Raw genomic sequence first — 13380 nt, 5'->3', positions numbered from 1 at the left:
GTCGTTGCGTCCCGCCATGGCGGCTCCGCTTAATCCAGTGCCCACCGCTGCCTCCGCCGTCGCGCCGTCAACGGGTACGTGGCGGCTGCTCGCTGTGGCCGCCCCGCATTTCGGCGCATTGGCGGTGATGTGGCAGACCGAGACCGATCTCGGCTCGCGCCTCGGCTTCGTGCTGGCCTGGGGTATCCTGAACGGTTTCTGGATCGGGTTGCTGCGCCGCCCCGCGCTGTCCGGCGCGCTGTCGCTGACGCTGGTAGTGATCCTCGTGTTGCTGTCGCGGTTGAAGCACGACGTGGTGCAGATGACCGCCAACTTCGTCGACCTGATGGTGATCGACCGCGATACCGCAGCCTTCCTGTTCACGATCTTTCCGAATTTGCGCTGGTCGGTCATTGCCGCCGCCGTTGTCGTGTTGCCGCTGATGTATGCGCTGTGGTGGCTGGATCCGTTTCGCATACGCCGGCTGCCCGCTGCCGCCGCGATGCTGGCCTGCCTGTCCGGGCTGGTCGGCTACGCCATGGCCTGGCCCGACGAGGCCTGGCGCGGCTATTATGACGACGGCTATCTGTCGAAGTTTGCCCGCTCGGGCGTCACCGCGGTGTCGGATTTCGCCAATTACGGCTTCATGGAATCGGACGCCGTGGTGGCCGAGCGGCTGAAGATGCCGCTGGAGGATTCCTGCCATCCTGTCGGCCGCCGGCCGCACATCATCATGGTGCACGACGAATCTTCGTTCGACATAAGGCAGGCTGCTTCGGTCAAGACGTCAGCGGGCTATGGCGGGCACTTCAAATCCTATGACGGTCGCGCCCGAAAATTCCTCGCCGAGAGCAATGGCGGGCCGAGCTGGTTCACCGAATACAACGTGCTGGCCGGGCTGTCGTCGCGCTCGTTCGGACCGTTCTCGTATTTCGTGACGAGGATTGCCTCCGGCCGGGTGGCGCGTGGCCTGCCGCTGGCCCTGCGGCGCTGCGGCTATCGCACGATCTCGCTGTATCCCGCGTTCGGCGCCTTCATGAGCGCGAAGAGCTTCCAGACCTCGACCGGCGTGGAGAATTTCTACGACGCCAGGGACCTCGGCGCCAAGGGCGTCGAGCCGGACAGCTTCTTCTACGATTCCGCGATCCGGCTGATGGCCGAGCAGCCGAGCGCCAATCCGCTGTTCACCTTCGTCTATCTCGCGGCCAACCATTTCCCCTGGAAGACCAAGTTTCGCCCCGACCTGACGCCAGCCTGGCGCAGCCCCGGCAACGCACCGGTCGTCGACGAGTACCTGCGCCGGCAGGCGATGAGCGTCGATCACTACGGCGCGTTCGTCGCGAAACTGAAAAAGCAGTTTCCGGCGCAGCCGTTCCTGATCGTGCGTTACGGCGACCATCAGCCGGAATTCTCGCCGGGCGTGATCGATCCGGCGCTGGACGAGGTCGGGCTGGGCAAGCGGCTGATGGCCTACGACCCCCGCTACTACGCAACGTACTACGCGATCGACGCCATCAACTTCGAGCCGGTGAAGAGCGAGGCGGTGATGGATACGATCGATGGTCCCTACCTGCCGCTGGTGATCCAGGAGGCCGCCGGCATCCCGCTCGATCCGTCGTTCGAGGAGCAGAAGAAGATCATGCTGCGCTGCAAGGGCGTGTTCTACGCCTGCAAGGACGGTGCGGAGGCCCGGCGCTTCAATCGGCTCTTGATCGATGCCGGGATGATCAAGAATCTCTGAGCGCACGCCGTCGTCCTTCGATGTCACTTCTTCCCGATCTTCTCCCACAGCCAACGCGCGACCACATCCGGCGAACTGTTCCCGTCTCCTCCCGCTGCGCGCAAATTGGCTTCCCGCATGGTGGCGATGTCGATGCGGCCAAGCAGCGGCTGCAGCGCGGCGCGTAGCGCCTGATCCTCGGCACGCTTGTCGGACAGCAGCAGGATCGCGTCATAGGGCGGGATCGCGCGTTTGGCATCGTCCAGAACCACCAGATCGTATTTCGCGATCAAGCCGTCGCTGGTGTAGCCGGCGATGACGTCGATTTCGCCGGAGGCGACGGCCGCATACATGAAGTCCGGCTGCATCTGGCGCTGCGCACGAAAACCGATGCGATAGGCCTTCTGCAGTCCGGCCCATTCCGGTCGCGAGAAGAATTCGTAGTCCGCCGCCATCGTCATGCCGGACGAATGTTTCGCGAGGTCGGCGATGCTCTTGATCCCGAGCGCTTCGGCTTTCTTGCGAGGCATCACCAGTGCATAGGCGTTCTCGAAACCGAGTTCGCCGAGCAATGTGATGTTTTCTTTCGAGAGCGTGGCCTTCAGCTCGGCAAGCAGCTGTTCGCGCGGCAGGATTTCGGTGCGGTGAAACTGGTTGGCCCACAGCGTGCCGGAATAATCGACGTAAGCGTCGATGTCGCCGGTCTTCAGCGCGTCAAAGATCACGTTGGAACCGAGGCCCTCGCGCGTGGTGACCGGCAGGCCGGCGGCCTGCAGCCGCTGCGCCATCAGCGCCGCCAGCACGTAGGATTCGGTGAAGGTCTTGGCGCCGACGACAATGCGCGCTTGCGAATGCGACAGCGAAGGCCCCAGCGTGGCGATCACCAGCGCGGCAAGGCCGAGCCCGCCGATCGCCGTGCGAACTCGCTGGCGCAGCCGTATGCCGGTCTCGATCAGCGCCAGCAACTGGTCCACGCCGAGCGCCAGCACTGCCGCGGCAAAGCAGCCGAACAGCACGAATACCCAGTTCTGCGTCTGCAACCCGGCAAAGATGTAGTTGCCGAGGCTGGTCTGGCCGATCGGCGTCGACAGCGTCGCGGTGCCGATCACCCAGACCGCGGAGGTGCGAATGCCGGCCATTATCACCGGCAGCGCCAGCGGCAGCTCGATCATGGTGAGCGACTGCCGCTGGGTCATGCCGACGCCTTGCGCGGCCTCGATCAGGGCGGCATCGACGCCGTCGAGGCCGGTGATGGTGTTGCGCAGCACCGGCAGCATCGAATACAGCGCCAGTGCCAGCACCGAGGGCAGAAAGCCGAAGGCGGAGAAGCCGACGCCGAACCATTGCAGCGATAGCGCCGCCAGCGCTAGCAGCAGCGGATAGAACAGCGCCAGCAGCGCGAGGCCCGGCACCGTCTGCACCACGCTGGCGAGGCCGAGCAGGGCGCCGCGTAGCACCGGGCGATGCCGCGCCAGGATCGCCAGAGGCAGACTGATGACCAGGCCGAGCGCCAGCGCGGTGACGCTGACGCGGACGTGGTTGCCGAGATAATCGGGCAGGTGGCCGAGCGCCTCGCTCCAGCGCGGATCGCTGAAGAGATTCATGCCGCACCTGATTTCGGCAGCAGCATCTGCAGTCGCTCGGCCTGCCGCCGCGGCGTGCCGAGCAATTCGCCGACATAGGTGTCGGTGTTGTTCGACAACTCGGTCAGGGTGCCCTGCGCCAGCAGTTGGCCGGAGCGCATCACCGCGACGCGATCGGCCAGCAGGATCGCTTCCGTCATGTCATGGGTGATCATGATGGTGGTGAGGCCGAGCTTTGTATGCAGCGCGCGATAATCGTCGCCGAGCGCGTCGCGCGTCAACGGATCTAGCGCGCCAAAGGGTTCGTCCATCAACACGATGCGCGGGCGCGCGGCGAGCGCGCGGGCGACGCCGACGCGCTGGCGCTGGCCGCCGGACAGTTCGTGCGGGAAGCGGTCGCGATGCTGCGTGCGATCGAGCCGGACAAGGTCGAGCAGTTCGTCGACGCGCGCGGCGATCTCGGCCGCCGGCGTGCCGAGCAGTTTTGGCGTGATGCCGATATTGTCGGCAACGCTCATATGCGGGAACAGCCCGCCGCTCTGGAACACGTAGCCGATACGCCGTCGCAGCCCGATCGGGTCGATGGCGGCGACATCCTCGCCGCCCACGGTGACCGTGCCGCTGGAAGGGTCGATCAGCCGGTTGGCAAGCCGCAGCAACGTCGTCTTGCCGGAACCGGAACCGCCGACAATCGCCAGGAACTCGCCTTCGGCGACGTCGAGCGAAACATCGTCCACGGCGAGCACGCCGCCGTCGAAGCGCTTGCTGACATGCTGGAACGAGATGAGCGGGGCGGTCATGTAAGCCGGCAATTGGATCGCAGGACTCTCCTGTCATCCCCGCGGAAGCGGGGACCCATACCCTCTGAGCCCGAAGAAAGAGCTCGATTGTTTCCACAGCGCAAAACAGAACTCCTGAGGCTATGGGTCCCCGCTTTCGCGGGGACGACAACCGATGGGCCGTTGCAACGCTAACATGCAGTATCCGGCGGACCAAGATTGACCCCGTTGAATTCCGGTCTGTGCGCCGCTAAGCCATCTGCAACGAAACATCGAGGGAACGCGCGTGCAGGCAACCGCCGCGAGAGGATCAGCAGTGGCGCTGGACGGCGCCACGGTGGCGTTTGGCGTGGACCAGCACGTCTATACGGCGGTCGAGCAAGCCACGCTCAACGTGGCGGAGGCTGAGTTCGTCGCGATCGTCGGGCCCACCGGCTGCGGTAAATCCACCTTGTTGAATGTCGCCGCCGGATTGTTGAGGCCGGCTGCGGGATCCATTCGCATTTTCGACCAGCCGCTGCAGGGCTTGAACAGGCAGGCCGGCTATCTGTTTCAGGCCGACGCGCTGTTTCCCTGGAAGACCGCGCGCGACAATGTGGCGATCGGGCTGGAGATCGCGGGCACCGCGCGGACCGAGGCGCTGGAGCGCGCACAGCAATGGCTGGTGTCGGTCGGCCTCGGCGGCTTCGGCGACCGCTATCCGCACATGCTGTCCGGCGGCCAGCGCAAGCGCGTTGGCCTGGCCCAGGTGCTGATCCGCGATCCCCAGATTCTCTTGATGGACGAGCCGTTCGGTCCGCTCGATGCGCAGACAAGGCAGATCATGGGTGACCTCTTGCTGCGGCTGTGGAGCGCGCATCGCAAGGCGGTGCTGTTCGTCACCCACGACCTCGAGGAAGCCATCGCGCTGGCCGATCGCGTCGTCATCATGTCGGCGGGGCCGGCGTCGCGCATCATCGGCGACTGGCGCGTGCCGCTGCCGCGCCCGCGCGATATTTTCGAAGTGCGGCTGCTGCCGGATTTCCATGCGCTGCACCGGCAGATCTGGGACGTGCTGAAGGACGAAGTGATGAAGGGCTACGCGCAGTCGCAAGGTCCTGCGGAGATCTCGCGATGAGCCGGCCCATGCTGCTGCTGTTTCAGGCGCTGGTCGCCGTCGTGTTCCTCGGCCTGTGGCAAGTACTGACGACGGTACCGCTGTTCGGCAAGCCGCTGCTGCCGCCGTTCTTTTTTTCCAATCCGGTCGACGTGTTCAGCCAGATCGTCGCGTGGTTTGCGTCTGGCGTGATCTGGAAGCATCTGGGGATCACGCTGCTGGAGTCGGTGCTGGCCTTCGTGATAGGCTCGGTAGCCGGCGTGATGGTCGGGTTCTGGTTCGCGCGGCAGCCGCGCGTCGCTGCCGTGTTCGATCCCTATGTGAAGATGATCAACGCGCTGCCGCGCGTGGTGCTGGCGCCGATCTTCACATTGTGGCTCGGGCTCGGCATCTGGTCAAAGGTCGCGCTCGGCGTCACGCTGGTGTTCTTCATCGTGTTCTTCAACGTTTACCAGGGCGTCAAGGAGACCAGCCGCGCGCTGGTCGATAATGCCAGCATGCTCGGCATGGACGAGCGCCAGCAATTGCGCCACGTTTACTGGCCCTCGGCGCTGTCATGGATGTTCTCGTCTCTGCACACCGCGGTGGGTTTCGCCGTGGTCGGCGCGGTGGTCGGCGAATATCTCGGCTCGGCCGCCGGGCTCGGCTACCTGATTCAGCAGGCGGAAGGCACGTTCGACGTCGCCGGCGTGTTCGCCGGCATGATCGTGCTGTCGGCCTTCGTGATCCTGATCGATCTGGCGGTCACGCTGGTCGAGCGCCGTCTGCTGGTGTGGAAGCCGGCAGCGGCAGGGCGGGACTGAAACACGGCTGGCTTCTCAAAGCGCGGGCGCTGCTCTATCCTGGCCGAAAGAACGATCAGGGAGATCATCATGACACGTTGGTTCGGCCGGCTGATGGCGCCGCTGTTTGCCCTCTTGATGCTAAGCGATATGGCCGCCGCGCAGAGCAAGGTGACCATCGCGGTCGGCGGCGGGGCCTGCCTGTGCTACCTGCCGACGGTGCTGGCGCGCGAGCTCGGCGAATTCGACAGAGCCGGCGTCAGCGTCGAACTGGTTGATCTCAAGGGCGGCTCGGACGCGCTGAAGGCGGTGCTCGGCGGCAGCGCGGATGTGGTGTCCGGCTATTTCGACCACTGCGTCAACCTCGCCGCCAAGAAACAGGAGCTGCAGTCCTTCGTGGTCTATGACCGCTATCCCGGGCTGGTGCTGGTGGTCTCGCCAAAACACACCGACGAGATCAAGTCGATCAAGGACCTCGCCGGCAAGAAGGTCGGTGTCAGCGCGCCCGGCTCCTCCACCGACTTCTTCCTGAAATTCATGCTGAAGAAGAACGGCCTCGATCCGGCCGGCACCTCGGTAATCGGCGTCGGCCTCGGCGCTACCGCGGTGGCGGCGATGCAGCAGGGCCAGATCGACGCCGCCGTGATGCTCGATCCCGCCGTCACCGTGCTGCAGGGCACTTACAAGGACCTGCGCATTCTCAGCGACACCCGCACGGCGCATGACACGCAGGCGGTGTTCGGCGGCGACTATCCCGGCGGCGCGCTGTACAGCACGACGGCGTGGGTCAAGAGCCACGAGAAGGAAGTGCAGGCACTGACGGTGGCCATCCTCAACACCTTGACCTGGATTCATTCGCACACGCCGGAGGAGATCATGGCCAAGATGCCGGAGGGCCTCGTCGGCAAGGACAAGGCGCTGTATCTGGCGGCGCTGAAGAACACCATCCCGATGTATTCGCTGGACGGCAAGATGGACCCGAAGGGGGCCGACGCGGTGCTGGCGGTGTTCAGCGAGAGTTCGCCGGAAATTGCAAAAGCGAACATCGACGTGACCAAGACCTGGACCAACAAATATGTCGAGCAGGCCGGCCGGACGATGGGGACGAATGCGAAATAGTTCTGCGGCATGACGTCGCCCGTCATCCATCGCATCACGACGCTCGATCTGGCGTACCGGCCGTCGCCCTGGACGTTCGCCGAGCAGCGCCGCGCCGAGATCGACGCCCACTTCGCGCAGAAGCAAAGCGAGAAGCCCGGGCTGTTCAACGGTCGTATCCTGCTCGGCCGCAAGCCGGTGTTCAGCGGAACGCACTTCCGCGCGGAATATTTCGACACCGATTTCGCGAGCTTCCTCGCGTGGCGCGATTTCGGCGGGCCTGACGACGAGGTCTTCAACGGCTTCGGCATGGGCGCGCTGCGCAGCAGCGACGGCGCCTACCTCCTCGGTGAAATGAGCTCAGGCACGGCCAATGGCGGGCGGATCTATTTTCCATCCGGTACGCCCGACCTCGACGATCTCCGCGGCGACGCCGTCGATCTGGCCGGCAGCGTGGCGCGCGAGGTCGGCGAGGAAACCGGCCTCGAGCCTTCGGACTACGTCGCCGCTGCTGATTGGCACTGCGTGGTGACGCCGCGTTCGATCGCGATGATGCGGGTTCTCGACGTCGATATGCCTGCGGAAGCCTTGCGGCAGAGGATAGAAGCGAACCTGGCCGTGCAGGTTTCGCCGGAACTAAGTGCGATGCATGTAGTGCGCCGCATCGATGATTTCACGGCGACCATGCCGGTTTTCGTGACGGCGTTCATCGCCGCGCAGTTGCAGGTGGTGGCGTAGCCCGTGCATTCGACCGGGCTGGGTGGCGCTCGCGCGCCATGCGCGGTAGCATCAATACTCATTTCCGGAGTTTCGACCCCATGACGGCCAAGTCCACCGCGTCCGCCCTGAAATCCTATGTCGAGCCGTTCAGTGTCGATGGCTCCAGGCCGTTTCATCTCAAGGGCCATGACACCGGCGCCCGAGGCGGGTTGCACAAGGAGACCGGCAAGAAGATTGTCGAGGCCAACCGGACGCGGTTGCAGGAACTGCAGGAAAAGCTCTACGCGCAGGACCGTTGGTCGCTCTTGCTGATTTTCCAGGGCATGGATGCCGCCGGCAAGGACAGCGCCATCGAGGCGGTGTTCGACGGCATCAATCCGCAGGGCTGCGAGGTGCATTCGTTCAAGACGCCGTCGTCCAGCGAACTCGACCACGATTTCATGTGGCGCCATACCATCGCGGTGCCGCAGCGCGGTCGCATCGGCATCTTTAACCGCTCTTATTACGAGGAATGCCTCGTGGTGCGGGTCCATCCGGAAATTCTGGCCAAGCAGAAAATTCCGCCGGAACTGATCAACAAGAACATCTGGCGTGATCGCTTCGAGGATATCTCGGCGTTCGAACGATACCTGGCTCGCAACGGGACCGTGGTGCTCAAGTTCTTCCTCAACGTCTCCAAGGAAGAGCAGCGGCTGCGCTTTCTCGACCGGCTCGACGAACCCGCCAAGAACTGGAAGTTCTCGATGGCAGATGTCGGCGAGCGGGCGCTGTGGGACAAGTACCAGAGCGCCTATCAGGACGTGATAGGGGGCACGGCGAGCAAGGACGCGCCGTGGCACGTGGTGCCGGCGGACCACAAGTGGTTCGCGCGCGTGGTAATTGGCTCGACCATCGTCAGCGCGCTGGAGAAGCTCGACCTGAAATTCCCCCAGACCGACAAGGCCGACCTGCCGGGGCTGAATGCCGTGCGCGAGGCGTTGCTGAAAGAGGGCCCGCCGATCGAGCCGAAGGCTACGGCGGTGGTTAACAAGGATGTGAAGAAGTCTGGCGCCAAGAAGACGGAGAAGGCGCCCGCGATGCAGGGGCGTGCGAAGGCGTGAGACCGTAGGGTGGGCAAAGGCGCCCTTGCGCCGTGCCCACCATTGCCGCCGAGCCATGGAGGGTGGGCACGCTTCGCTTTTCCCACCCTACGAATGCCGCGTTAGCTCAGCTTCAATTCTCGCAGCACCTGCGCGACCTTTTGCTTCGCGGCGTCCGAGAGCGGCAGCACGGGGCGGGGCGGCTCGGCGTTGCAGACGCTGAGGATCTCCGCCGCGGCATACATCACGCGCAGGCTGGAAAATTCCTGGAACAGCGCCCACAGCGGCTGCAGCTCCGCATTGAGGCGGCGAGCCTCGGCGACATCGCCCGTCTGCACGGCGTGCACGATGGCGAGGCAGGCTTTCGGAAACAGCCCGGCCGCGACGCAGTACCAGGCGTCGCCGCCCGCGAGCAGCGCTTCCGTGGCGTTCCAGTCGCCGGAATAGCCGATGGAAAAGCCCGACGGCACGGCATCACGCAATTGCTGGTGGTGATCCGCGGCAAGCTCAGGCGCCTGCGATGCGCCCTTCACCGCGATGACCCCGGGAATGCGCGCGATACGGCCGATCAACTCCGGCGTGAATTTGAAATGCGTGGTGCCGAAATTATCGTAGATTACGATCGGCAGGTCGCAGGCCGCGGCAACCGCCGAAAAATGCGCGAACACCTCGTCTTCGGTGAGCGGCGTGTAGGACACCGGCGCCAGCAGCCCGGCGGAAGCGCCCGCGGCCTTGGCGTCCTGTGCCAGCGCGATCGCCTCAACGGTGCGAAGCGCGCCGATCCCGACCAGCACGGGGACGCTACCGTTGGTTTCTTCCAGCGCCGCATCGATGGCACGCCGCCGCTCGGCGCGCGCCAGGAACGGATAAATGCCGGTCGAGCCGAGTAGCCCGATCGAATCGACCTTCGCCGTCACCAGCGGCGTCACCAGCCGTCGCAGCGCCGCGGTGTCGACCTTGCCGATGGGGTCCGCTGGGGTGATCGGGAAGGCCGACAGGCCGTTCAGGAAGCTGGTCATGGATATCCTCGCTGGGTGCGTTGGCGTTGTAGGCGGACGCGGGGCAGGGGGAAATGGGTGTGGCCGACCTCTTTCACCCTCTCCTTTTGAGGGGGAGGGTCGGTTCGCAGCATGCGACGCATGATGCGAACCGGGGTGGGGTGACAGCGCTGGTGAGCGGTCTCGGTGCCAACCACAGGCGCTGTCACCCCACCCCGACAACACCACGCTTCGCGCCGTGCTCTCGACCTACCCCCTCAAAAGGGGAGGGGTGAAAGGTCAACCATCCTGACCCTCTTAATCGTTGCGGCCCGCCACGATTCGTCTACAACAGGCCAACGTCCGCTGCGGCAACGAACTCTCAGGGGTTCAGGCCGAGGATGCGGACTTGAAGGTGTGACAATGCTGATTCGCAGCGACGATGTTGGAGTTCGAGGGACGGTGGCTGGTGCCGCGTGTGCCCGTGCGATTCCGGCTGCGCTGCGCTCCACCCTTCGCGGCGGACTGCTTCTTCTTATCTGCCCCTGAGCGCCGGCTGGGCCTTTTTGGCCTGGGTACTCAGGGGATTGTGAGATGACCAGCCCCCTCCGGCGCCCGGACAGCGGCGCCCCGATTCAAGGATACCTCCCATGATCGCCACCACCCCGTCCGTTCAGGACAAGTCCGACAAAGACCGCGTCATCATTTTTGACACCACCTTGCGCGACGGTGAGCAGTGTCCCGGCGCCACCATGACGTTCGAGGAAAAGCTCGAGATCGCCGCCATGCTGGACGATATGGGCGTCGACGTGATCGAGGCCGGCTTCCCGATCGCCTCCGACGGCGACTTCGAGGCCGTGCACGAGATCGCCAAGCGCAGCCGTAACTCGGTGATCTGCGGATTGTCGCGCGCCGGCGCCAAGGACATCGACCGCTGCGCCGAGGCGATCAAGCCGGCGAAGCGCGGCCGCATCCACTCCTTCCTGTCGACCTCGCCGGTCCATATGAAGTTCAAGCTGCAGATGGAGCCCGACGCGGTCCATGATCTGGTGATCTCGTCGGTGACGCGCGCGCGCAACCACACCGACGACGTCGAATGGTCGTCCGAGGACGGCACCCGCACCGAATTCGACTTCCTGTGCCGCTGCGTCGAATCCGCCATCAAGGCCGGCGCCACCACCATCAACATTCCCGACACCGTCGGCTATTCGGTGCCCGAGGAATATTACGACCTGTTCAAGCGGGTGCGTGAAAACGTGCCGAACTCCGACAAGGCGGTGTTCTCGGTACACTGCCACAACGACCTCGGCATGGCTGTGGCCAATTCGATGGCCGGCGTGCGCGGCGGCGCGCGGCAGATCGAGTGCACCATCAACGGCATCGGCGAACGCGCCGGCAATGCCGCGCTGGAAGAGATCGTGATGGCGATCAAGACCCGCAACGACAAGCTGCCGTACTGGAACAACATCGACACCACGATGCTGACGCGTGCCTCCAAGGTGGTGTCGGCGGCGACCTCGTTCCCGGTGCAGTTCAACAAGGCGATCGTCGGCCGCAACGCCTTCGCCCATGAGAGCGGCATTCATCAGGACGGCATGCTGAAGAACGCGCAGACCTACGAGATCATGCTGCCGGAAACGGTCGGCGTGAAGCAGACCTCGCTGGTGATGGGTAAGCATTCCGGCCGCCATGCCTTCATTCACAAGCTGGAGGAGATGGGCCATAAGCTCGGCGCCAACCAGCTGGAAGACGCCTTCGTGCGCTTCAAGGCGCTGGCCGACCGCAAGAAGGACATCTACGACGAGGATCTGGAAGCGCTGGTCGATCAGGAAATGACCGCCGCGCATGACCGCATCAAGCTGGCCTCGCTGACGGTGATCGCCGGCACCCACGGCCCGCAACGCGCCACCATGAAGCTCGATATCGATGGCGTCATCAAGATCGAGGAGGCCGAGGGCAACGGGCCGGTGGATGCGGTGTTCAACTGCATCAAGCTGCTGGTGCCGCATGAGGCCAAGCTGGAACTGTATCAGGTCCATGCGGTCACGCAGGGTACCGACGCGCAGGCCGAAGTGTCGGTGCGGCTGGCGCATGAGGGTCGCTCCATGACCTCGCGTGCCGCCGATCCCGATACGCTGGTCGCCTCGGCCAAGGCCTATCTGGGCGCGCTCAACAAGATCGTCATGAAGCGCCAGCGCGACATGCCGCAGGTTTCGGCGGCGGAGTAGGGCAGCGTCCATCACGGAGCCGCATGGCTCTGCGCCCCCTCTCCCGCTTGCGGGGGAGGGGGCGCGAGGCCGGTGACCACCACATCAAAGAAGTGAAACGCGGCGCCTCACGCGCCGCGTTTTCGTTTGCACCGCAGCATCGTTTTTCCCGCATCCCTGCGAACAGCCAATAGCGCTTGAGCCGGCTTCTCTGTATTGCTCGACGAGACATCCAAGGCAGGGGCCGTTCAACGAGTCCCTCCACGTCACCAGGGAGAAGACCATGCGCAGATCGTTGATGGCCGCCGCCGCTTGCGCGGCCTTTGCCTGGATCGCCCCGGCGGCAGCGCAGGCGCCGATCTCGATCAAGTTCAGCCATGTCGTGGCGCCGAACACGCCGAAGGGGCTGGCCGCCGACAAGTTCAAGGAGCTTGCCGAGAAATACACCGACGGCAAGGTCAAGGTCGAAGTCTACCCGAACTCGCAGCTCTACAAGGACAAGGAAGAGCTCGAGGCGCTGCAGCTCGGCGCGGTGCAGATGCTGGCGCCGTCGAACTCCAAGTTCGGCCCGATCGGCATTCGTGAATTCGAGGTGTTCGATCTGCCCTACATTCTGCCGGACCTGCCGACCTTGCGAAAGGTCACCGATGGGCCGCTCGGCGCGCGGCTCCTGAAGCTGATCGACGCCAAGGGCATGACCGGGCTGGCCTATTGGGACAACGGCTTCAAGGTGATGAGCGCCAACAAGCGACTGGTCGCGCCCGCCGACTACAAGGGCCTGAAATTCCGCATCCAGTCGTCGAAAGTGCTGGAGGCCCAGTTCCGCGCGCTCGGGGCCATTCCGCAGGTGATGGCGTTCTCGGAAGTGTATCAGTCGCTGCAGACGGGGGTGGTCGACGGCCAGGAGAATACGCCTTCCAACATGTACACCCAGAAGATGCACGAGGTGCAGAAGTATACCACGCTGACCAACCACGGCTACATCGGCTATGTCGTGGTCGCCAACAAGAAGTTCTGGGACGGCCTTCCGGCGGACGTGCGGCCGCAGCTCGAAAAAGCGATGAAGGAAGCTACCGCCTATGGCAACGGCCAGTCTGCCAAGGAAAATGACGAGGCGCTGGCCGAGATCAAGAAGACCGGCAAGAGCGAATTCATCACGCTTTCACCCGAACAGGACGCCGCGATGCGCAAGGCGATGGAGCCGGTCTACAACGACGTCGCCGGCCGCGTCGGAAAGCCGCTGATCGAGGAATTTCTGAAAGAGACCAAGGCGACGACGAACTAGTAGTTGTCGTTCCGGGGCGCGGGCGGCGCCAGCCGACTGCGAACCCGGAACCTTGATGTGTATTGCGCCGAACAT

At 64.3% G+C, this 13380-nt stretch carries 11 protein-coding genes; 8 read left to right on the top strand and 3 right to left on the bottom strand.

The features are described from left to right. Positions 1-16: 16 nt before the first annotated feature. Positions 17-1720 carry a sulfatase-like hydrolase/transferase gene (locus tag FNL56_RS21195; protein ID WP_143574893.1) on the top strand — a complete coding sequence of 568 codons (1704 nt, stop codon included), beginning with the start codon at positions 17-19 and terminating at the stop codon, positions 1718-1720. Positions 1721-1743: 23 nt separating this feature from the next. Here the strand turns inward: FNL56_RS21195 and FNL56_RS21190 are convergent, their stop codons facing one another. Continuing rightward, positions 1744-3303, bottom strand: coding sequence for a glycine betaine ABC transporter substrate-binding protein (locus tag FNL56_RS21190; protein WP_143574892.1), 1560 nt, complete (start codon positions 3301-3303; stop codon positions 1744-1746). Further along, positions 3300-4082: an ATP-binding cassette domain-containing protein gene (locus FNL56_RS21185; protein ID WP_143574891.1), complete on the bottom strand. Its 783-nt coding sequence runs from the start codon at positions 4080-4082 to the stop codon at positions 3300-3302. Before FNL56_RS21185 ends, FNL56_RS21190 begins: the two co-directional genes overlap by 4 nt. A gap of 265 nt (positions 4083-4347) precedes the next feature. Here FNL56_RS21185 and FNL56_RS21180 point away from each other — a divergent pair, with 265 nt between their 5' ends. The 5 genes from FNL56_RS21180 (at position 4348) to FNL56_RS21160 (ending at position 8857) form a co-directional block, all read left to right on the top strand. Then, positions 4348-5178, top strand: a complete 831-nt coding sequence (locus FNL56_RS21180) for an ABC transporter ATP-binding protein (RefSeq protein ID WP_246661470.1) — start codon at positions 4348-4350, stop codon at positions 5176-5178. After that, positions 5175-5960 carry an ABC transporter permease gene (locus tag FNL56_RS21175; protein WP_143574890.1) on the top strand — a complete coding sequence of 262 codons (786 nt, stop codon included), beginning with the start codon at positions 5175-5177 and terminating at the stop codon, positions 5958-5960. Before FNL56_RS21180 ends, FNL56_RS21175 begins: the two co-directional genes overlap by 4 nt. Positions 5961-6029: 69 nt before the next feature. After that, the gene (locus FNL56_RS21170; RefSeq protein WP_143574889.1) at positions 6030-7058 is read left to right on the top strand and encodes an ABC transporter substrate-binding protein; all 1029 of its coding nucleotides are present in this window, start codon (positions 6030-6032) and stop codon (positions 7056-7058) included. Positions 7059-7067: 9 nt separating this feature from the next. Next, the gene (locus tag FNL56_RS21165) at positions 7068-7775 is read left to right on the top strand and encodes an NUDIX hydrolase (RefSeq protein ID WP_143574888.1); all 708 of its coding nucleotides are present in this window, start codon (positions 7068-7070) and stop codon (positions 7773-7775) included. Positions 7776-7855: 80 nt separating this feature from the next. Beyond that, positions 7856-8857, top strand: coding sequence for a polyphosphate kinase 2 family protein (locus FNL56_RS21160; RefSeq protein WP_143574887.1), 1002 nt, complete (start codon positions 7856-7858; stop codon positions 8855-8857). Positions 8858-8958: 101 nt separating this feature from the next. Here FNL56_RS21160 and FNL56_RS21155 read toward each other — a convergent pair whose 3' ends face one another. Beyond that, positions 8959-9855, bottom strand: coding sequence for a dihydrodipicolinate synthase family protein (locus FNL56_RS21155; protein ID WP_143574886.1), 897 nt, complete (start codon positions 9853-9855; stop codon positions 8959-8961). A gap of 608 nt (positions 9856-10463) precedes the next feature. Between FNL56_RS21155 and FNL56_RS21150 the strand changes: the two genes are divergently transcribed. Both FNL56_RS21150 and FNL56_RS21145 read left to right on the top strand, forming a co-directional pair. Beyond that, complete coding sequence (locus FNL56_RS21150) at positions 10464-12041, top strand: 2-isopropylmalate synthase (RefSeq protein ID WP_143574885.1); 1578 nt, start codon at positions 10464-10466, stop codon at positions 12039-12041. Between the two features lie 262 nt (positions 12042-12303). Beyond that, positions 12304-13305, top strand: coding sequence for a TRAP transporter substrate-binding protein (locus FNL56_RS21145; RefSeq protein ID WP_143582326.1), 1002 nt, complete (start codon positions 12304-12306; stop codon positions 13303-13305). The last annotated feature ends 75 nt before the right edge of the window (positions 13306-13380 follow it).

The organism is Tardiphaga sp. vice304, from assembly GCF_007018905.1.
Classification (GTDB): domain Bacteria; phylum Pseudomonadota; class Alphaproteobacteria; order Rhizobiales; family Xanthobacteraceae; genus Tardiphaga.
This window is presented reverse-complemented; position numbering and strand designations above follow the sequence as displayed.